Source organism: Mycobacterium sp. 852002-51971_SCH5477799-a, assembly GCF_001667145.1.
Lineage (GTDB): Bacteria > Actinomycetota > Actinomycetes > Mycobacteriales > Mycobacteriaceae > Mycobacterium.
In genome coordinates, this window is the sequence record NZ_LZIF01000118.1 from 62,458 (window position 1) to 83,641 (window position 21,184).

Annotated in this window: 18 protein-coding genes; 10 read left to right on the top strand and 8 right to left on the bottom strand. The window is 67.0% G+C overall.

The genetic code is table 11. The features are described from left to right. Positions 1-10: 10 nt before the first annotated feature. The 6 genes from tal (at position 11) to A5753_RS21020 (ending at position 5,746) form a co-directional block, all read left to right on the top strand. The gene (gene tal / locus A5753_RS20995; protein ID WP_067132809.1) at positions 11-1,132 is read left to right on the top strand and encodes a transaldolase; all 1,122 of its coding nucleotides are present in this window, start codon (positions 11-13) and stop codon (positions 1,130-1,132) included. Then, entirely contained in the window at positions 1,129-2,673 is a 1,545-nt protein-coding gene (zwf, locus tag A5753_RS21000; RefSeq protein ID WP_067132812.1) for a glucose-6-phosphate dehydrogenase, read from the top strand. The genes tal and zwf overlap by 4 nt, the downstream gene beginning before the upstream one ends. Then, a complete protein-coding gene (gene opcA, locus A5753_RS21005) occupies positions 2,673-3,584 on the top strand; it encodes a glucose-6-phosphate dehydrogenase assembly protein OpcA (RefSeq protein WP_067133150.1) in 912 nt (303 codons plus the stop codon). Before zwf ends, opcA begins: the two co-directional genes overlap by 1 nt. Continuing rightward, positions 3,581-4,336: a 6-phosphogluconolactonase gene (gene pgl / locus A5753_RS21010; protein WP_067132815.1), complete on the top strand. Its 756-nt coding sequence runs from the start codon at positions 3,581-3,583 to the stop codon at positions 4,334-4,336. Before opcA ends, pgl begins: the two co-directional genes overlap by 4 nt. Before the next feature lie 63 nt (positions 4,337-4,399). Beyond that, positions 4,400-4,798, top strand: coding sequence for an ATPase (locus A5753_RS21015; RefSeq protein ID WP_067133153.1), 399 nt, complete (start codon positions 4,400-4,402; stop codon positions 4,796-4,798). 18 nt (positions 4,799-4,816) lie between these two features. Next, positions 4,817-5,746: a histone deacetylase family protein gene (locus A5753_RS21020; protein ID WP_067132818.1), complete on the top strand. Its 930-nt coding sequence runs from the start codon at positions 4,817-4,819 to the stop codon at positions 5,744-5,746. A gap of 31 nt (positions 5,747-5,777) precedes the next feature. Here the strand turns inward: A5753_RS21020 and A5753_RS21025 are convergent, their stop codons facing one another. The 8 genes from A5753_RS21025 to A5753_RS21060 form a co-directional block, all read right to left on the bottom strand. Further along, positions 5,778-6,569 carry a DUF4239 domain-containing protein gene (locus A5753_RS21025; protein ID WP_067132821.1) on the bottom strand — a complete coding sequence of 264 codons (792 nt, stop codon included), beginning with the start codon at positions 6,567-6,569 and terminating at the stop codon, positions 5,778-5,780. A gap of 75 nt (positions 6,570-6,644) precedes the next feature. After that, positions 6,645-9,452: a phosphoenolpyruvate carboxylase gene (gene ppc, locus A5753_RS21030; RefSeq protein ID WP_067132824.1), complete on the bottom strand. Its 2,808-nt coding sequence runs from the start codon at positions 9,450-9,452 to the stop codon at positions 6,645-6,647. A gap of 52 nt (positions 9,453-9,504) precedes the next feature. Further along, positions 9,505-9,738: a preprotein translocase subunit SecG gene (secG, locus tag A5753_RS21035; protein WP_067132831.1), complete on the bottom strand. Its 234-nt coding sequence runs from the start codon at positions 9,736-9,738 to the stop codon at positions 9,505-9,507. A gap of 30 nt (positions 9,739-9,768) precedes the next feature. Continuing rightward, the gene (gene tpiA / locus A5753_RS21040) at positions 9,769-10,554 is read right to left on the bottom strand and encodes a triose-phosphate isomerase (protein ID WP_067132834.1); all 786 of its coding nucleotides are present in this window, start codon (positions 10,552-10,554) and stop codon (positions 9,769-9,771) included. After that, entirely contained in the window at positions 10,551-11,786 is a 1,236-nt protein-coding gene (gene pgk, locus A5753_RS21045) for a phosphoglycerate kinase (RefSeq protein ID WP_067132837.1), read from the bottom strand. The genes tpiA and pgk overlap by 4 nt, the downstream gene beginning before the upstream one ends. A 3-nt stretch (positions 11,787-11,789) precedes the next feature. Beyond that, on the bottom strand, positions 11,790-12,809 hold the full coding sequence (gene gap, locus A5753_RS21050) for a type I glyceraldehyde-3-phosphate dehydrogenase (RefSeq protein WP_067132840.1): 1,020 nt from the start codon (positions 12,807-12,809) through the stop codon (positions 11,790-11,792). A gap of 124 nt (positions 12,810-12,933) precedes the next feature. Further along, entirely contained in the window at positions 12,934-14,358 is a 1,425-nt protein-coding gene (locus tag A5753_RS21055) for an NAD(P)/FAD-dependent oxidoreductase (protein ID WP_067132843.1), read from the bottom strand. After that, positions 14,355-16,112 (bottom strand): DUF3556 domain-containing protein, encoded by a 1,758-nt coding sequence (locus A5753_RS21060; RefSeq protein WP_067132846.1) that lies wholly within the window; start codon positions 16,110-16,112, stop codon positions 14,355-14,357. The genes A5753_RS21055 and A5753_RS21060 overlap by 4 nt, the downstream gene beginning before the upstream one ends. A gap of 292 nt (positions 16,113-16,404) precedes the next feature. Between A5753_RS21060 and A5753_RS21065 the strand changes: the two genes are divergently transcribed. From A5753_RS21065 to A5753_RS21080, 4 genes are all read left to right on the top strand, one after another. Next, positions 16,405-17,259, top strand: coding sequence for a lysophospholipid acyltransferase family protein (locus A5753_RS21065; RefSeq protein WP_369829346.1), 855 nt, complete (start codon positions 16,405-16,407; stop codon positions 17,257-17,259). A 3-nt stretch (positions 17,260-17,262) separates the two neighbouring features. Beyond that, complete coding sequence (gene fadD12, locus A5753_RS21070) at positions 17,263-18,894, top strand: acyl-CoA ligase FadD12 (protein ID WP_067132852.1); 1,632 nt, start codon at positions 17,263-17,265, stop codon at positions 18,892-18,894. Positions 18,895-18,899: 5 nt separating this feature from the next. Further along, positions 18,900-20,165 (top strand): alpha/beta hydrolase, encoded by a 1,266-nt coding sequence (locus A5753_RS21075; protein ID WP_197694764.1) that lies wholly within the window; start codon positions 18,900-18,902, stop codon positions 20,163-20,165. A 131-nt stretch (positions 20,166-20,296) separates the two neighbouring features. Then, positions 20,297-21,142, top strand: coding sequence for a DUF559 domain-containing protein (locus tag A5753_RS21080; RefSeq protein ID WP_067132858.1), 846 nt, complete (start codon positions 20,297-20,299; stop codon positions 21,140-21,142). Positions 21,143-21,184 lie beyond the last annotated feature (42 nt).

Genomic DNA, 21,184 nt, shown 5'->3' on the forward strand with positions numbered 1-21,184 from the left:
GGTAATTCACATGACCGCTCAGAACCCGAATCTGGCGGCGCTGTCCGCCGCCGGCGTATCCGTCTGGCTTGACGACCTGTCGCGTCAGCGGCTGCAGTCGGGCAACCTGCAAGAGCTGATCGACACCAAGAGCGTCGTCGGCGTGACCACCAACCCGTCGATCTTCCAGAAAGCGTTGGCGGAGGGCGATTCCTACAAGGACCAGATCGCCGAGCTCGCCGAGCGCGGCGCCGACGTCGAGGCGACCATCCGCACGGTCACCACCGACGACGTGCGCAATGGGTGCGACGTCCTCAAGCGTGAGTGGGAGGCGTCGGACGGGGTGGACGGCCGGGTGTCCATCGAGGTCGACCCGCGGCTGGCGGCCGAGACCGACAAGACCACCGCGCAGGCCGTCGAGCTGTGGAAGATCGTCGACCGCCCGAACCTGTTCATCAAGATCCCGGCCACCAAGGCCGGCATCCCGGCCATCACCGCCGTTCTGGCGGAAGGGATTTCGGTCAACGTCACGCTCATCTTCTCCGTCGAACGCCACCGCCAGGTGATGGACGCCTACTTGGAAGGCCTGGAGAAGGCCCGCGAGGCCGGCCACGACCTGTCCAAGATCCATTCGGTGGCCTCGTTCTTCGTATCTCGCGTGGATTCCGAGGTGGACAAGCGGCTCGAGAAGATCGGCTCGGATGACGCGAAGGCGCTGGCTGGACAGGCCGGTGTGGCCAACGCCCGCCTGGCCTATGCGGCCTACCAAGAGGTGTTCGAGGGCGGCGATCGCTTCGAGGCGCTCAAGGCCGACGGGGCCCGGGTTCAGCGTCCGCTGTGGGCGTCCACGGGCGTTAAGAATCCCGACTACTCCGACACCCTCTACGTCACCGAGCTGGTAGCGCCGAACACGGTGAATACCATGCCGGAGAAGACGATTGACGCGGTCGCCGACCACGGCGAGATCAAAGGTGACACGGTCACCGGCACCGCCGACGGCGCGCAGGAGGTGTTCGACAAGCTTTCGGGCCTCGGCATCGACCTCACCGACGTATTCAAGGTGCTGGAGAACGAGGGCGTGGAGAAGTTCGTGGATTCCTGGACCGAGCTGTTGGAGGAAACGCAGAAGCAGCTGGATTCCACCTCCAAATGAGCCCGGCCCGCACCGCGCAACAATGGCATAACCCCTTACGGGACAAGCGAGACAAGCGGCTTCCGCGCATCGCGGGGCCGTGCGGGATCGTTATTTTCGGCGTGACCGGCGACCTGGCCCGCAAGAAGGTCATGCCGGCTATCTACGACCTGGCCAATCGCGGCCTGCTGCCGCCCAGCTTCTCCCTGGTGGGCTTCGCCCGCCGCGATTGGAGCACCCAGGACTTCGGCAAGGTGGTGCACGAGGCCGTCAAGGAACACTGCCGCACTCCCTTCCGGCAGGAGAACTGGGATCGGCTGGCCGAGGGATTCCGTTTCGTGCCGGGCGCTTTCGACGACGACGAGGCGTTCGGCCGGCTGGCCGAGACCTTGGACAAGCTGGACGCCGAGCGCGGCACCGGCGGCAATCACGCCTTCTATCTGGCCATCCCGCCCAAGTCCTTCCCGGTGGTGTGCGAGCAGTTGCACAAGTCGGGTTTGGCGCGCCCGCAGGGTGAGCGGTGGAGCCGGGTCGTCATCGAGAAGCCGTTCGGTCACGACCTGGAAAGCGCGCAGGCGCTGAACAAGTCCGTCAACGCGGTCTTCCCCGAGGAGTCGGTGTTCCGGATCGACCACTACCTGGGCAAGGAGACCGTCCGCAACATCCTGGCGCTGCGGTTCGCCAATCAGTTGTTCGACCCGATCTGGAACGCGCATTACGTCGACCACGTGCAGATCACCATGGCCGAGGACATTGGTCTGGGCGGCCGGGCCGGCTACTACGACGGCATCGGGGCCGCCCGCGACGTGATCCAGAACCATCTGATGCAGCTGCTGGCGCTCACCGCGATGGAGGAGCCGGTCAGCTTCAGCCCGTCGGCGCTGCAAGCCGAGAAGATCAAGGTGCTCTCGGCCACCCACCTGGCCGAGCCCCTCGACGAGACCACCAGCCGCGGCCAGTACGCCGCGGGCTGGCAGGGCGGCGAGAAGGTCGTCGGTCTGCTCGACGAGGAGGGGTTCGCCAAAGACTCGACCACCGAAACGTTCGCGGCCATCACGCTCGAAGTGGACACCCGCCGCTGGGCCGGTGTTCCCTTCTACCTGCGCACCGGAAAACGCCTGGGCCGCAGGGTGACCGAGATCGCGCTGATCTTCAAGCGTGCACCGCATCTGCCGTTCGATGCGACCATGACCGACGAGCTGGGCACCAACGCCATGGTGATCCGCGTGCAGCCGGACGAAGGCGTCACGCTGCGGTTCGGGTCCAAGGTGCCGGGCACCGCGATGGAAGTCCGCGACGTCAACATGGACTTCTCCTACGGCTCGGCGTTCGCCGAGGAATCGCCGGAAGCCTACGAGCAGCTGATCCTTGACGTGCTGCTGGGCGAGCCGTCCCTGTTCCCGGTCAACGAGGAGGTCGAATTGGCTTGGGACATACTCGATCCCGTCCTCAACAACTGGGCGGCCAGTGGCAAACCCGAACCCTACGAGTCGGGCACGTGGGGTCCGGACTCCGCCTTTGAGATGCTGCGCCGCACCGGCCGGGAATGGCGGCGGCCCTGATGATCATCGATATGGAAGACACCACCACCACGGCGGTCAACAAGAGACTCGACGAACTGCGTGAAAAGGTCGGCGCCGTCGCGATGGGCCGGGTGCTGACCTTGATCATCGCTCCGGACAGCGACGAGATCTTCGACGAGTCGCTGAAAGCCGCGAACAACGCCAGCCATGAGCACCCCAGCCGCATCATCGTGACGATGAGGGGCAATCCGTATGCGGACAAACCACGCCTGGATGCGCAGTTGCGCGCCGGCGGTGACACCGGGGCCAGCGAAGTCGTGGTGCTTCGGCTGTCCGGGCCGCTGTCCGGCCATGCCGCCAGCGTGGTGACTCCCTTCCTGCTGCCCGACATCCCGGTGGTGGTCTGGTGGCCCGACGTCGCGCCGGCAGTGCCGGCGCAAGATCCGTTGGGCCGGTTGGCCATTCGACGCATCACCGACGCGACCAACGGGGTCGACCCCTTGTCGGCCATCAAGAGCCGACTGCCCGGATATACCGCGGGCGACACCGACCTCGCCTGGGCGCGCATCACCTATTGGCGCGCGCTGCTCACCTCGGCCGTGGACCTGACGCCGCACGAACCGATCGAGTCGGCGCTGGTGTCGGGCCTGGCAACCGAGCCCGCCCTCGACGTCCTGGCGGGGTGGCTGGCCAGCCGCATCGACGGCCCGGTGCGCCGGGCCGTCGGCGAGCTCAAGATCGAACTGGTGCGCAAGAGCGAGACCATCGTCTTGAGCCGGCCGCAGGAAGGAAGGACGGCCACGTTGAGCCGGACGGCCCGACCGGACGCCCTACTTCCTCTGGCGCGCAGGGAAACCGGTGAGTGCCTCGCCGAAGACCTGCGCCGACTGGATCCCGACGAGATATATCAATCAGCGCTTGACGGCATTGAGAAAGTGCAGTACGTGTGAGCACCAGCATCGAGATTTTTCCGGACAGCCAAACCATGGTCGAAGCCGCCGCCGCGCGACTGACCGATACCATCGCCAGCGCCGTGGCGGCGCGGGGCCGAGCGCTCATCGTGCTGACCGGCGGCGGCAACGGCATCGGGCTGCTGCAGTCGTTGGTGGGACGAGAGATCGACTGGGCGTCCGTGCATCTGTTCTGGGGCGACGAACGCTACGTCCCCGAGGATGACGACGAGCGCAACGACAAGCAGGCACGGGCCGCGTTGCTCTCCCACGTCGACATCCCGTCCAGCCAGGTGCATCCGATGCCGGCCAGCGATGGGGAATTCGGCAATGATCTCGCCGCGGCGGCGCTGGCCTACGAACAGCTGCTGGCGGCCAACGCCGCGCCCGGCGAAGCGGTTCCGAATTTCGACGTGCACCTGCTGGGGATGGGCCCCGAGGGCCACATCAACTCGCTGTTCCCCGACACCCCGGCCGTGCTCGAAACCACCCGCATGGTGGTGTCGGTCGACGACTCCCCCAAACCGCCCCCGCAACGAATCACCTTGACACTGCCCGCCGTTGCCCATTCCCGCGAAGTCTGGCTGATGGTCTCCGGCGGCGGCAAGGCCGACGCGGTGGCCGCGGCGATCGGTGGCGCCGCACCCGTCTCCGTGCCGGCGGCCGGGGCGGTCGGGCAGGACACCACGCTGTGGCTGCTCGACGAAGACGCCGCGGCCAGGCTGCCGTCGCGGTCTTCAGGGCGCGCCTGACCGAGCGCACTCGCGCTTCCAATGTCGCGGATGCCCGCGGGCAGCGGCCCGGGTCGGGTCATAATGACGGACATGGCAGACAGAACCGTGCGCGGGGGGCAAGAGCGAAGCCGGATCAAAACGCTCACCCAGGCCGCGTTGAACGCCGACAAAACGGTGGAGCAGGTCGAGGACGTCCTCGACGGGTTGAGCACCACCATGAAGGAGCTCAGCAGTTCGCTGTCCAGCCTGAACGCCACGGTGGAACGCCTGGAAACTGGCCTGGACCACCTGGATGGCACCATGTCCAGCCTCGATGACCTGGCCAAGCGGTTGATCGCGCTGGTCGAACCGGTGGAGGCCATCGTCGCGCGGGTCGACGACATGGTGCGGGTGGGCGAGACCATGATTTCCCCGCTGGCGATCACCGAGCACGCGGTACGCGGCTTCGTGGACAGGCTGCGCAACCGGAGCGTGCAGTAGCGGCGAGAAGGACTTTCGATGGTCACGCTGCTGCTGCACCACGCCGCCTTCGCCGCCCATCGGACCGCTCCCGGCCATCCGGAACGGCCGGACCGCTACCGGGCGGTGGAGGCGGCGCTGAGCCGGCCGCAGTTCGACGCCCTGATCCGCGAGGAGGCCGAGCCGGCCGACCTCGCGACGACGCGCTACGTGCACTCCAATCGTTACGTGGACGCATTGGAAGCCGCGCGACCCGCCGACGGATACGTCTACCTCGACGGCGGCGACACCATGATGGAGCCCTCGTCCTGGGAGACGGCGCTGCGCGGGGTGGGCGCCACGCTGCAGGCCGTGGACCGGGTGCTGGCCGGCGACGCGCAGAACGCGTTCGTCGCGAGCCGCCCGCCGGGCCATCACGCCGAGACCGAGCGCGCCATGGGCTTCTGCCTGTTCAACAACATCAGCATCGGCGCGCGTCATGCGCGGCGCAAGCACGGGCTGACACGGGTCGCGATCGTCGACTTCGACGTCCATCACGGCAACGGCACTCAGCAGATCTTCTACTCCGACCCGAGTGTGCTCTACGCGTCCACGCATCAGATGCCGCTGTTCCCCGGGACCGGTGCGGTGCGGGAAACCGGCGTGGGCAACATCTTCAATTCGCCGCTGGCCCCCGGTGATGGTGGCGCCGACTTGCGTGCGGCGTTTCAGGATCGAATCGTGCCTGCGCTGCAGGCTTTTTCTCCCGAGCTGATCATCGTGTCCGCCGGTTTCGACGCCCACGAACGTGACCCACTGGGCTCACTGACCATGACGGCAGACGACTTCGCCTGGGTCACAAGGGAATTGATGATGTCGGCCGAAACACTGTGCGACGGCCGGTTGGTGGCGGTGCTCGAAGGCGGCTATGACCTGCAAGGCCTCACCGATTCGGTCACCGCGCACGTCGGCGAGTTGGTGAAGGGCTGAGCCGACCCGCCACGATTCGCCACATCGATGCTCAGCGCGGGAAATAGCGGCTGTCGTTGTCGACCGAATCGAAGATGTCCAAGGCGTGCGTGAACGGCCCGGACGTAATGCGTTGATCGGTCGCATACGAGTGGTCGAGCTGGAACACGACGCACAGCAGCAGACCCAGCAGAACCGCGACCGTGCTGGACACGATGACGTGACCGACGGCGCTGCCCATCCGCAGGAAACCCGTAAACGCAACCAGCACAACCGCACCGAAGATGAGTCCCGCCCACATCAGGGCGGGTATCCGGGGCTTGGTGCCCACGATCCGCTCGTTACGGTCGGACGCCAGCTCACTCAGCTGGTTGAGAAATTGCTGATTGATCGGCTTGGCCGCGACGTTGGGTTGCTGGCGGCCGACGGTGCGATACATCCGGGTGATCGCGGCGCGCGCGCCATCGTTGTGCTGTTTGTTCCATTCCGGTCCGGCTACCGCGCCTGCGTACTTGCGCAACAGCTCCTGCACTTCGGTGCGCTCGGGTTCGGGCATCGCGACGGTTTGCCGATACATCGTCGTCAGCGCGGACGCCTCGCCGGACACCACAACCTGCGTCGAGGAGAAGTGCTCCCAGGTGGCCACCACGGTGAAGCCCAGCAGAGCGCCGTAGATGAATCCGACGACGGTGAGGAAGGAGGCGATCGGCGGATTCTGCGCTTCCCCGTGCCCATGCATCGGCAGGACGCGATTACCCAGCCAGATCGAGCCCACCGCGATCGCAATCGCGACGGCGACAACGGAAACCAGAAGTAGCCACAGGGGTAGTCCGGATCCGCTCACTGGTCTCCTTGGTCGGCGTCGCGTCGATCCAGGGTATTCGCGAGCGGCCCGGCCCGGTGACCGAATCGCCAGCAATCAGCCGCTGTTTCGCAGCGCGCTGGCCAGCCCGTTCATCGTCAGCAAAATGCCGCGCTGCACGAGCTCGTCGTCATCGCCGGAACGGTAACGGCGAAGCAGCTCCACCTGCAGGTGATTGAGCGGCTCGAGGTACGGGAAGCGGTTGAACACCGAACGTGCCAGCGCCGGGTTGTCGGCGAGCAGGTTGTCCTGGCCGGTGATGAGCTTGTGCATGGCGATGGTGCGCCGGTGCTCGTCGGCGATCTTGTCGAAGACGCGATGCCGCAGTTCCTCGTCGTCCACCAGTTCGGCGTAGCGCGCCGCCAGGCCGAGGTCGCTCTTGGCCAGCACCTGCGCCAGGTTCGACAGCACGCTGCGGAAAAACGGCCAGCGCTGGTACAAGTCGTGCAGGATGTCCACCCGCTCGCTTTCGCTTTCCGGGCCCGCCGCGATCCACTGCTCGAACGCCGACCCGGTGCCGTACCAGCCGGGCAGCATGACGCGCGACTGGCTCCACGCCAGCACCCATGGGATGGCGCGCAGATCCGAGATCGACTCGGTGGGTTTGCGCGAGGTGGGGCGGCTGCCGATGTTCAGCGACCCGATCTCGCTGACCGGCGTGCAGGCCATGAAGTAGTCGACGAAACCCGGTGTCTCGTGCACCAATTCGGCATAGGCGCGCTGCGCCAGCTCGGCCACCTCGTCGAGCAACGCGTACGCCGGTTCCGCGGCATCGCCCAACCCCTCCACGTCCAGCAGCGTGGATTCCAGCGTGGCGGCCAGCAGGCTCTCCAGATTGCGTTGCGCCGCTTGCGGTTCGGCGTACTTCGCGGCGATCACCTCGCCCTGTTCGGTGAGCCGCAGCGAACCGTTCACCGCCCCGGGGGGTTGCGCCAGGATGGCTTCGTAGCTCGGCCCGCCACCGCGGCCGACGGTGCCGCCGCGACCGTGGAAGAGGCGCAACCGGATTCCGGTCTTGCGGGCCACCTCCACCAGGGCCAGCTCGGCTCGGTACACCGCCCAGCTGGAGGCCAGATACCCGCCGTCCTTGTTGGAGTCGGAATAGCCCAGCATCACTTCCTGGCTGTCGTCGCGCGCGGCCACCAGAGCGCGATAGATCGGGAGTTCGAGCATCGCGTGCAGAATCGTCGCGCCGTTGCGCAGATCGTCGATGGTCTCGAACAGCGGCGAGATACCCACCGGGCAGTACGGCGCGTCCCCGGACGTGTCGATCAGGCCCGCCTCCTTGAGCAGGATGGCGGCCTCCAGGACGTCGGAGACCGATCGGCACATGGAGATCACGTAGTTCGGCACGGCGGAGGGCCCGTAGCGCTCGATGGCGTGCGCGGCCGCGCGGACCACGCCCAGCTCTTTGTCGGCCAGCTCGGACAGTCCCGCGCGGTCGCCGACCAGCGGACGCCGCACACTCAACTCGGCGGCCAACAGCTCGACCCGCTCGTCTTCGGACAGCGAACCGTAATCCGGATGCACCCCCGCCCAGGCCAGCAGCTCGGCGACCACTTCCTCGTGCACGTCGGAGTTTTGCCGCATGTCCAGGCCGCACAGATGAAATCCGAAGACTCGCACGCCTTCTCGCAGCAGCGCCAGGCGATCATCGGCCAGCAGGGCGCTGCCGTGCGCGCGCAGCGACGCATCGATGGTGTCCAGGTCGGCCTGCAGTTCGGCCGGCGTGGCATACGGCGCCGAGTCCAGGTCCAGCTCGTGCTGCGGTCGCCGGTCCAGGATTTCGGCGCTCGTCGCGGTGAGCCGGGCGCGGATCACCCGCACCGCGCGGCGGTAGGGCTCGTCGGCGCGGGCTTTCTCGCCACAACCCTGCGCCAGCTCGCTCAATTCGGGGGTGACTGCCACCAGTCGCGCCGACATCGACAGCTCCTGTTCCAGGGCGGTCAGCTCGGCCAGGTAGTGCGCCAGCGCGGTGAACGCGGCGTTGCCGGTGGCCTGGCGCACCACGTCGGCCGTCACGTTCGGGTTGCCGTCGCGGTCACCGCCGATCCAGGATCCCGGCTGCACGATCGGCTGCTTCAGCAGGTCGGCGTCCGGCCAGCGGGCCCGCAGCGCGTCGCGCACCTGGGCGTTGACCTGCGGGACCACCCTGAAGAACGCGGCGGCGTAGTAGCGCAGCCCCACCTCGATCTCGTCGGTGATCTGCAGCCGGGACAACCGGATCAGTGCGGTCTGCCACAGCGTCAGGACCTGGCGGCGCAGCTCGAGTTCGATGTTGCGGCCCTCGTCGGTCTCCTGGTGCCCCTCGGCCCGCAGCCGCATCAGTTCGGTGATGCGGTGCTGGGTGACGAAGACGGTGCGCCGGCGGGTTTCGGTGGGGTGTGCCGTGATCACCGGGGCCACCACCGCGCCCTTCAGTGCGTCGCCGACGGTGGTCGAATCCAATTGCGCCCGGTCGAGTTTGGCGTAGGTCGCGGCCAGGCTGCTGTCCTGCGGTGCCTCGCCGGCGGCGACGTGGATCGCCCGGCGGCGCTCTCGGTGGATGTCCTCGGCGACGTTGGCGAGCAACGCGAAGTGGCTGAACGCCCGGATGACGGGGATGGCCTGGTGAATGTCGATGCCGTCGAACATCCGCGCCAGCTCGGCCCGGTCGATCTCGGAGCGCCGCACCCGAAACGATTCCACTCGGGCGCGCTCGACGAGCTCGAACACCTCGTTTCCGCCCTGCTCGCGCACCGTGTCGCCCAAAATGGCGCCCAGCAACCGGATGTCGGCCCGCATCGGCTCCGTCGCCTCACGACCCACCGTGGTGCGCTGTACGGCACCAATAGGTTCCAGCGTGCCCTCGGATGCCTCAACCATGGGACCCAGTATCGATGGGAATGTCAGCGGCCGCCCGGCAACGATTCAAGCGTCAGCGGTACTTGATCATCAGCGCTATGCCGATGATGCACACCAGCCAGATGGCGGTGATGAAATACGTCAGGCGGTCCAGGTTCTTCTCCACCACCGTGGAGCCGGACAGGCTGGACTGCACGCCGCCACCGAACAGTGTGGACAGGCCGCCGCCCTTGGCGCGGTGCAGCAGCACCAGCAGCACCACCAGGATGCTGGTGACGACCAGGGTGATCTGCAAAGCCAACTGCATGGCGGCCAGCCTACCGGGACGGAGTCGTTCTCAGGGCAGCGGCCCACCGGCGGCGATCGCCGCCAGCGTGGCGAACTGCTCGCCGTCCAGTGACGCGCCCCCGACCAAACCGCCGTCGATGTCTTCGCGGGCGATCAGCTCGCCGATGTTCTTGGCGTTCACCGATCCGCCGTAGAGCACCCGCACGCCGTCGGCGATCTGCGGTGACGCCAGCGCGCCCAGTTCCTTACGGATCGCCGCGCACACCTCCTGGGCGTCACCCGCGCTGGCCACCCGCCCGGTGCCGATGGCCCACACCGGTTCATAGGCGATGACGACCTTGCCGATCTGTTCGGCGGACAGCCCGTCCAGCGAGCCACGCAGCTGCTCCTCGCAATGGCCGACGTGATTTCCCGCCTCGCGGACCTCGAGGTGCTCGCCGATGCACACGATCGGGGTCAATTCGTGCTTGAGCGCCGCGGCAGTTTTAGCGGCCACCACCGCGTCGTCCTCGTGGTGGTAGGTCCGGCGCTCGGAGTGCCCGACGACGACGAAAGTGCAACCCAGCTTGGCCAGGAAGGCGCCGCTGACGTCGCCGGTGTAGGCGCCCGAGTCGTGCTGGGACAGGTCCTGCCCGCCGTAGGTCAACCGCAGCTTGTCGCCGTCGACCAGGGTCTGCACGCTGCGCAGATCCGTGAACGGCGGCAGGACCGTGGCGTCGACCTTGTCGTAATACTTGTCGGGCAGCGCGAAGGCGATCTTTTGCACCAGCGCGATGGCCTCGAAGTGGTTGAGGTTCATCTTCCAGTTGCCGGCGATCAGCGGTTTGCGGCTCACGCGTCTCCTTCGCTTGGCTGGGGCCGGCTCAACACCTCGATACCCGGCAACGTCTTGCCCTCAAGGTATTCCAGCGACGCGCCACCTCCGGTGGAGATGTGCGAGAAGTCGCCCTCCGGGATGCGCAGGGCGCGCACCGCGGCCGCGGAGTCGCCACCGCCGACCACGCTGAACGCGCCCTTGCGGGTCGCCCCCGCGATGGCCTCGGCGACACCCTTCGTGCCCGCGGCGAACGCGGGAAACTCGAACACGCCCATCGGGCCGTTCCAGAACAAGGTCCTGGCGTTGCGCAACAGCGCCGTGAACCGTTTTACCGAGTCCGGCCCGATGTCCAGGCCGATCATGTCGTCCGGGATGGCGTCGGCCGACACGGTTTGCGGCGGTGAGTCAGCCGCGAACTTCTCGGCCACCACGATATCCCTCGGCAGGCGCAGCACGTCGACGTAGGTGTCCAGAAGGTTCCGGCAGGTTTCCACCATATCTTCTTCCAGCAGCGACTTGCCTAGCGGAAATCCTTGCGCGGCAAGGAAAGTGAAGCACATGCCGCCGCCGATGACGATGCTGTCGGCCTTGGTGGCCAGCGACTCGATGACGCCGAGCTTGTCGGAGACCTTCGATCCGCCGAGCACCACCGCGTAGGGCCGCTCCGTCGAACTGGTCAGCTGCTCGAGCACCCGGATCTCCTGGGCCACCAGGGTGCCGGCGTAGTGCGGCAGCAGGGTGGCTATGTCGTACACGGAGGCCTGCTTGCGGTGCACCACACCGAAGCCATCGGAGACGAAAGCCCCTGTCGGCCCGACCAATTCGGCCAGCTGTTTGGCCAGCGCCAGCCGTTCGCCATCGTCCTTGCTGGTTTCCCGGGCGTCGAAGCGGACGTTTTCCAGCAGCAGGACGTCGCCGTCGGTCAGCCCCTCGGCGCGCGCCAGCGCGTCGGTGCCCACGACGTCGCCGGCCAACTGCACGTGCCGGCCGAGCTGCTCACCGAGCGCCGCGGCGACTGGCGCCAGCGACAGCTTCGGGTCGGCTCCGTCCTTGGGCCGCCCCAGATGCGCGGTGACCACCACCTTCGCGCCCGCCTCGACCAGCGCCTTCAGCGTCGGCACCGAGGCGGTGATGCGGCCGGCGTCGGTGATCTTGCCGTCATCGAGCGGCACGTTCAGATCGGAGCGCACCAGCACGCCGCGCCCGGAAACCCCTTCGGCGAGCAGGTTTTTCAGATCGTGGACGGCCACGGTTTACAGCGACTTGCCGACCAGGTCGACCAGGTCGACGAGGCGGTTGGAGTAGCCCCATTCGTTGTCGTACCAGGACACCACCTTTGCCTGATCCTCGATCACCTTGGTCAGGCCGGAGTCGAAGATCGAGCTGTGCGGGTCGGTGACGATGTCGCTGGACACGATCGGCGCGTCGTAGTACTTCAGGATGCCCTTCATGGGCCCCTCGGCGGCGGCCTTCATCGCGGCGTTGATCTCGTCGGCGGTGGCGGACTTGCGCAACTCGGCGGTGAGGTCGGTGACCGACCCGGTCGGGATCGGCACCCGCAGCGCGTACCCGTCCAGCTTGCCCTTCAGCTCCGGCAGCACCAGGCCGATGGCCTTGGCGGCGCCAGTAGAGGTCGGCACGATGTTCAGCGCGGCGGCACGCGCCCGGCGCAGGTCCTTGTGCGGCCCGTCCTGCAGGTTCTGGTCCTGGGTGTAGGCGTGGATGGTGGTCATCAGACCCTTGACGATGCCGAACTCGTCGTTGAGGACCTTGGCGATCGGACCGAGGCAGTTCGTGGTGCACGAGGCGTTGGAGATGATGTTCTGGCTGCCGTCGTACTTGTCGTCGTTGACGCCCAGCACGATGGTGATGTCCTCGTCGGTGGCGGGCGCGGAGATGATCACCTTCTTGGCGCCCGCGTCCAGGTGGCCCTTGGCCTTCGCGGCGTTGGTGAAGATGCCGGTGGACTCCACGACGACGTCGACGCCCAGGTCGCCCCAGGGCAGCGCCGCCGGGCCTTCCTTGACCTCGAGCGCCTTGATCTTCTTGCTGCCGACGACGATCGTGTCGTCACCCTCGAGGCTGACGTCGTGGGGCAGGCGGCCCAGGATGGAGTCGAATTTCAGCAGGTGCGCCAGGCTGGCGTTGTCGGTGAGGTCGTTGACCGCGACCACCTCGATGTCAGCGGTGCCTTGCTCCTGTTGAGCCAATAAGGCCCGGTAGAAGTTCCGCCCGATGCGACCGAAGCCGTTGATACCTACTCGGACCGTCACTTGTCTCTCCTGTCGTCTTTCTTTCCTGCGTCCGCTGATCTGCGCTCGTCGCCAGCCTAGATCAGTGATGCACTCCGTTGCCGGGCTGGTACATCACCCGTGACGCCGACCACACGCGGTCCGGCTATCGACGACGCTTCCGCAGCCACCCCAGCGCCGCCTCGGCGGCGTAGTAGCCACACAGGCCGTGGATTCCGGCTCCCGGCGGCGTGGATTGCGAACACAGGTACACACCCGGCACCCCGGTCGCATACGGGTTGACGGAGATGCGCGGCCGCAGGATGACCTGCAGCCCGTCGTTGGCGCCGCCGATGATGTCGCCGCCGATGAAGTTGGGGTTGTAGGCCTGTAGATCCGCGGTGCCCTTGCTGACCGTCGCGACGATGCGGTCGCGGAATCCCGGGGCGAAGCGCTCGATCTGGTCGACGACGGCGGCGGTGGCGTCGCCGGTGTAGCCGAACGGCACGTGCGCGTAGGCCCAGATCGGGTTGATGCCGCCCGCCGACCGGGACGGGTCGGCCAGGTATTGCTGCCCGACGAGCACAAAGGGCCGCCGCGCCATCTTGCCTTGCGCGCGTTGTCGTTCGGTGTCTGCGACCTCGGCGAACGTGCCGCCTAGATGAACGGTGCCGGCGCGACCGCAGTCGGGATTGGTCCACGGGATGTGACCCTCGATGGCGAAGTCGACCTTGAACGCCGAGGAGCCCTGGCGGTAGCGGGCATAGGAGCGTTTGACGCGCCCCGGCATCGCATCCCCATAGATATTCAGCGCCGCCGCCGGAGTCAGGTCGAGCATGACGACGTCGGCGTCGGGGATGTCAGTGCGGCGCGTGACGGTCACTCCGTTGGTCACCGCGCCGCCGTGCGCTTCGAGGGCGGCGGTGAGCGCCTTGGTGATCGAGCCCGATCCCCCCTCGGCGACCGGCCACCCGTATCGGTGGCCGCTGGCCAGGATCATCAGCCCCAGCGACGCGGTGAGCGGGCGGTCCAGGCGGGTGTAGACGTGCGCGGCCGATCCGCCGAACAGCGCGCGCACCTGTTCGGTACGAAACCACCGGGCCATCGCGGTGGCCGGCAGGATCGCGCGCGGTCCGAAGGCGGCGAGGCGAACCGGGTGACGAGGAATGTTGAGCACGGGACGCAGCAGGTCTTCGGCCAGGGCGTCGAATCCGGCCGCAAGGTCCCCGACCGCGCGGCGCCACCGGGAGGCGTCGGGTCCCATGCCGGCCGTCGTCTCATCGAGGGACCGGTACAGCACCCCGGCGGTCCCGTCGTCGAGCGGGTGCGCGCAGTCGACCTCCGGCCACTTCCACGCCAGCCCATAGCGCTGCAGGTCCACCTGCTTCCAGAACGGCGAACCGATGCCCAGCGGATGAAACGCCGAGCAGTGGTCGTGGATGACGCCGGGCACCGTCAGCTCACCGGAGCGTGCCCCCCCGCCGGCGGTCTCGTGCGCCTCCAGCACCTGGACGTCGACGCCGTCCCGGGCCAGCCGGATCGCAGCGGCCAAACCGTTGGGCCCGGCACCGACGACTACCGCCTTCGTCATGACTCGCCGTGAACGACGGGTTGGGTGGTGAGGTGAACCGGAAATTCGTCACCCGGCTCGGGCCATGGCTGACGCGACGCCATGTCCTCGATGGTGACGTAGCCCGCCTCGATCAATCCGGTCTTGGCGTCCAGGATGCGGTACCACTGCTTCTGGATATGAATCGGTTGCCCCTCGAGGACGATCACGCGAAGGTCGCCGTCAGTGAAGTTGCAGCGTCGCTGTACCGCCTCGAGCAACTGCTCGTTGTGCAAATGGCCTTCACCGAAGTTCCACCCGACCAAAGGTCCGGCCACCACCTCGCCCTCGCGCACCTTGTAGTCGGCCTCGTTTCCGATCGCCCGCGGCAACAGCCCGTTGAGCGCCCGGCCGTGAATATGCATCGCACGGAATGCCGCCACCTTGTCCGCCATGACTTCGGCGGTCTCCGGGCCATAGAGCCGGGCCAGCTGATTGACGACGAGCGCGGAGCTTTTGACGACCTCGGAGTCGACCTTCTCCTCGGCGCCCGCCCGGAAGCACCACAGGCTGGTGGCCCAGTTGCCGGCGTAGTAGCGCATGGCCGGCAGGAACGAAATCTTTTCGGGGAACATGTTTCCCGCGATCACGAGGGCCACCACGACCACCACGAGCGCCAGCAGCAGCGGCGACGAAAGATCGGTGGCACGAATCCCGCCGTAGTGCCCGAACAGGTAGAACAGCGAGAAGATGAAGAACACGTTCCACTCCAACGGCACTCCCATCGGGAGGTTGGAGATGATGTTGAGGTGGAAGACCACCATGAACCCGATCAAAAACCACCGCCACGGTTGGTCGCCGGCGACGAATACCAGAACCGTGGGAACGATGAATTCGGCCGTCGTGCCGCCGACGTGAGCCATCAGCTTCGGCAACCAGGTGGGCCGTAGGTCGTTGACGTGGTCGCGGTAGAGCAGGTGCTTGATCGGGGTGAACAGCCTGGGCCGCAGCAGCGCGTTGTTGCTCGTCATCACCGCCACTACGTACGGAAAATGGTGGTTGAGCTTGGAGGTCGCCGCCCCCCACCACAGGCACAGGATGATGATCTTGAACATCGCGATCTGATCGGTGAACGGGAAGAAGAACACAAACAGTTTCAGCCAATAATGTTCACCGCGGGCGGCCAGGAAGATGGTCTTGTCGCGCAAACCCAACAGCGCCAGCGCGACGATCGTCGGGATCACCACGACGGGGTTGAGCAGCCCCACGTCGCCGGCGGCGGTGACCGGGCCGCCATGACCCGGCGACAACAGCGCCCACACTCCGCCGAGCAGGACGATGGCATACAGCACAACATCGACGACGGTGCGGGTGTCGCCACGGGTGAACGGAACCTTGCCGGGCCAGGCGGGTAGGCGAATCGTGTTGGGCCGCAACCAGTACAGGATGCCTCCGATCGGCGGCATGAACCGCCCGGTCAGCGGCCCGGATCCGCAGCCGAGGCCCATGACCTCAAATAGCAGCGTGAAGACGACGACCTTCTGATAGACGATGGGTTGCGTCCACCAGTCGCCGATGCGGCTCAGCCCGCCGAGGCCGGGAGTGAGCGAGATGATGGCGGCGGGCGCCGCGATGTACAGCAGGATCTTGAGCAGATACAGCAGATACACCGCGTACGGCGTCCCGAAGCCGTGCTCCGCCCAATGCCGCGTGACCACTTGCAGTCGGGTGGCCCGGGGCAGGGTCGGCCAGGTCTTGTGATCGACGTCCGGAAGTTCCGGAGCCATGAATCCCATGGGCGGCCTCGTTCCTGTCTAGAAACCAGCTGGCCCATCGAATGTATCGGCACCACCCTGCGGGTGTTGCGATTTGTGCGGGTCAGTCATCTGCGCCTGGCCACCTCGTCAGCGAAGCGGTGACGAAAGCAGCTGCGACAACCGTTGATTCAGCACACGGGCGAACCGCCGCCCGCGCCGGGGTCGGACCGGGACGGTTCCTGACTGCGCCGAGCGCTTTCCGGCCCGGTCGGCGTCCGGATCTTCAAAGCGAAACACCATGACAGCGGCCGGGCCCGGGTCGCTAACATCGATGCCACTCGGCGAGGCGGCCCCGCGCGAGCGTCAAGGGAGGAACGTGACCGACAACGGCAAACCCGACGGCGGGGACATCGGCAAATTCGACCCCGGCTTGACCCAGCGACTGATGACGGTCATGCGTCCGGTCCTCAAAACCTACTTCCGGTCCGAGGTGCACGGCCTGGACACGTTCCCGCCCGGCGGAGCGCTGGTGGTCGGCAACCACTCCGGCGGCATGTTCCCCATGGACGTCCCGATCTTCACCGTCCACTTCTACGACAAACTCGGCTACGACCGCCCGGTCTACACGCTCAGCCACGACATCCTCATGACCGGGCCTACCGGAGATTTCTTCCGACGCACCGGATACATCCGCGCCAACCGCGAGAACGCGGCGCAGGCATTGCGGTCCGGTGGGGTGGTGATCGTGTTCCCGGGCGGAGACTACGACGCCTATCGGCCCACCCTCTCGGAGAACGTCATCGACTTCAACGGCCGCAAGGGATACATCCGCACGGCGATCGAGGCCGGCGTCCCGATCGTGCCGGCGGTGTCCATCGGCGGGCAGGAGACGCAGCTGTATCTGACCCGCGGCACCTGGCTGGCCGAGCGGCTGGGCATCAAACGCTTGTTGCGCAGCGCGATTCTGCCGTTGTCGTTCGGCTTTCCCTTCGGCTTGAGCGCGGTGATCCCGCCGAACCTGCCGCTGCCCACCAAGATCGTGACCCAGGTGCTGAAACCCATCGACATCGCCAAGCAGTTCGGCGACGACCCCGACGTCGACGAAGTCGACGAGTACGTGCGGTCGGTGATGCAGGAGGCCCTGACCGCACTGGCCGCCAAGCGTCGCTTCCCGATCCTGGGCTGAGCGATGCCGAATCCTTTGAGCGAGACCCTCGGGCTGGTCACCACGCTGAGCCGCGCCGGCATGATCGCGCCGATGCGGCCCGACCGCTACCTCAAGATGGCCGCGGCCATGCGCCGCGAGGGCATGGGCATGACCGTCGGATTCGCCGGTGCGGCGCAGCGCTGCCCCGACCGTCCCGGGCTGATCGACGAACTCGGGACATTGACCTGGCGGGAACTCGACCAACGGATCAACGCGTTCGGCGCCGCGCTGCAGCACCTACCCGGCGGGCAGCCGAAGGTCTTGGGCATCATGTGCCGCAACCACCGCGGCTTCGTCGAGGCGGTGGTGGCCACTAACCGGATCGGCTCCGACGTCGTGCTGCTCAACACCTCGTTCGCCGGGCCGGCGCTGGCGGAGGTGGTCAATCGCGAGGGTGTCGACGCCGTGGTCTACGACGAGGAATTCACGCCGACGGTGGATCGCGCGCTCGCCGACAAGCCGGACGCCAGCCGCATCGTGGCCTGGACCGACGACCAACACGACCTGACCGTCGAGAAGCTGATCGCCGAACACGCCGGGCAACAACCGCGGCGCTCCGGCCGCAAGGGCAGGATGATTCTTCTCACCTCCGGCACCACCGGAACGCCCAAGGGCGCCAACCAAACCGGCGGCAACGCCGGAATAGGCACGCTCAAGGCGATTCTGGACCGCACGCCGTGGCGGGCCGAGGAGAACATCGTGATCGTCGCGCCGATGTTCCACGCCTGGGGTTTCTCCCAGTTGATCTTCGCCGCGTCGATGGCCTGCACGGTGATCACCCGGCGCAAATTCGACCCCGAGGCCACGCTGGACCTCATCGACCGCCACCAGGCCACCGGGCTTGCCGTGGTCCCGGTGATGTTCGACCGCATCATGGAGTTGCCCGCCGAGGTGCGACGCCGCTACAGCGGCCGGTCCCTGAGATTCGCCGCGGCATCGGGGTCGCGGATGCGGCCCGACGTGGTTATCGCGTTCATGGATGCGTTCGGCGACGTGATCTACAACAACTACAACGCCACCGAGGCAGGCATGATCGCCACCGCCACCCCGCAGGACCTGCGGGCCGCACCCGACACCGCGGGCCGGCCCGCGGGGGGAACCGAAATCCGGATCCTGGACCCGGAATTCAACGAGCTGCCCACCGGCGAGGTCGGCAGCATCTACGTGCGCAACAACACCCAGTTTGACGGCTACACCTCGGGTAGTACCAAGGACTTTCACGCCGGATTCATGTCCTCGGGCGACGTGGGATACCTCGACGAGGCGGGGCGCCTGTTCGTCGTCGGCCGCGACGACGAGATGATCGTGTCCGGCGGCGAGAACGTGTACCCGATCGAGGTAGAGAAGACCCTGGCGGCACACCCCGACGTGGCGGAGGCGTCGGTGATCGGCGTGGACGACGAACAATACGGGCAGCGGTTGGCGGCCTTCGTGGTGCTGGAGCCCGGCGCCACCCTCGACGCGGCCGCCGCTCCCGAGGCGCTCAAGCAGCACGTGCGGGAGAACCTCGCCAGCTACAAAATCCCGCGCGAAATCACCGTGCTGGACGAACTGCCACGCAGCAGCACCGGCAAGATCCTGCGCGCCGACTTGCAAGCGCGGGTGCAGGGGTGACGCGGCTGGCCCGGACGATCAGAAAGCCGCGGCCGCTGGCGCGGGCCGCGCTCGAGTTGGCCAACGCGGCCAACGGATTACGTCCGCTGGCCCGCAAGGGCTACAGCACCGTGCTGGTCTTCTGGTTCGGCTGGCCGGCCTCGGAGGTGCCCGGCGTCTACTTCTCCGCGTCGCTGCTCGACGCGCTGCGGCGGGGTCGCCGCGGCGACTTCGCGGGACGGCGCGGCAAGGCTGCGCTGGCGCTGACCGTGGCGTCCTGGGCCGTCCTGGGCGTGATCAAGTATCGCGGGGTCACCACTCCCGGGCCGGTGCTGGAGGCGGGGCTGCGCGACCAACTGGGCGACGACTACGAAGAGGCGCTAAACAAGCTGCCCCAGGCGACACCGACACGCAGCGGACGGCGCACCCTGCCGCTGGGCAACACCATCGCCCGCCGCCGCTACGTCGAGAAGACCAACGTGGTGTCCTACGGTCCACACGGCCGCGCGAATCTCGCCGACATCTGGCGCCGCCACGACCTGCCGCGCGACGGCAAGGCGCCGGTGCTGCTGCAGGTCCCGGGCGGCGCCTGGGTGATCGGGATGCGCCGGCCCCAGGCCTATCCGCTGATGAGCCACCTCGCCGCCCGCGGCTGGGTGTGCGTGTCGATCGGCTACCGGGTGTCGCCGCGCCACACCTGGCCCGACCACATCGTCGACGTCAAACGCGCGCTGGCCTGGGTCAAGGAGAACATCTCCCGCTACGGCGGGGATCCGGACTTCGTGGCGATCACCGGTGGATCCGCCGGCGGCCACCTGTGTTCGCTCGCCGCGCTGACGCCCAACGACCCGAAATTCCAGCCCGGTTTCGAAGACGCCGACACCTCGGTGGTCGCCGCGGTGCCCGTGTACGGACGCTATGACTGGTTCTCCACCGAGGGCGAAGGCCGGCGCGAATTCGTGGACCTGCTCCAAAAGTTCGTTGTCAAAAAGAAATTCACCACGCACCGCGACATCTACGTCGACGCCTCCCCGATCCGGCGGCTGCGCGCCGACGCACCGCCCTTCTTCGTCCTGCACGGCCACGACGATTCACTCATCCCCGTCGGCGAGGCCGAAGAGTTCGTCGAGGAACTGCGCGGGGTATCCAAGAACCCGGTCGCCTACGCCGAATTGCCGCACGCGCAACACGCTTTCGACATCTTCAGCTCTCCGCGGGCGCATCGGTCCGCGGAGGCCGTGGCTCGATTCCTGTCGTGGGTGTACGCGACTAATCCGCCCGAGCGCGGCTGAGACGCTACGTCACCGCGACGAGCGTCACGCTAGCGCGGCCGTGGCGCGCGAGCGTCGCGCTAGCTTGACTGGTTGTGGATGGACGGCCCTGGTGACCTGACGCGAGGTGCCGTTTATGCGACGCTACCGCGATGGCGCAGCCTTTCATCGGCAGTGAGGCCGTCGCGAACGGAGAAGTCGTCAAGAGTGCTCTGCGCACGCACTATATGAAGTTGGTGCGCGATGTTTATGTCAACCCTGACGCCGAGCTGACTCCACTGGTTCGCGCCCGCGCGGTGTGGCTCTGGTCGCGCCGGCGAGGCATTGTCGCGGGGCTCTCGGCTGCCGCTGTTCACGGTGCCGAATGGGCGGACGCCACCGCGCCGCTTGAGCTCCTTCATAGCAACAGAAACCCGTCGCCAGGATTGCGAATCCACAGTGACCGGATAGAAGACGATGAAGTAATTCTGATCAGCGGCGTACCTGTGACGACGCCGGCCCGGACTGCTGTCGACTTGGGGTGCTGGTATCCGCTTGACGACGCCGTCGCCGCGATCGATGATCTGTTGCGCGCGACCGACTGCAAGGTGACTGAGGCTCAGTTGCTCGCCGAGCGGTATCCGGGCCGACGCGGAATTCACTCGGCGCGCAACGCAATCGGTCTCGCGGATGCCGGCGCGCAGTCGCCTAGGGAAACGTGGGTGCGACTTCTACTGACACGGGCGGGCTTGCCAAGAGTACAAACGCAGATCCCAGTCAGCGACGAGTTCGGCGAAGTAACTTACTACCTCGATATGGGCTGGGAGGATCTAAAGGTTGCTGTCGAGTACGACGGCGAGCAACACCGGCGAAATCGCCGGCAATACACGTGGGATGTCCGGCGGCGGGAGACCCTTGAGCGCTTGGGCTGGATCGTCATTCGAGTCGTCCTGGGGGATCGACCCGCCGAGATCATCAGCCGGGTACGAGGCGCCTTGGCGCGGCGAGTGTCACGCTAGCGTGACGCTCGCCTGCGGCGGTCACGCTAGCGTGACGCTCAC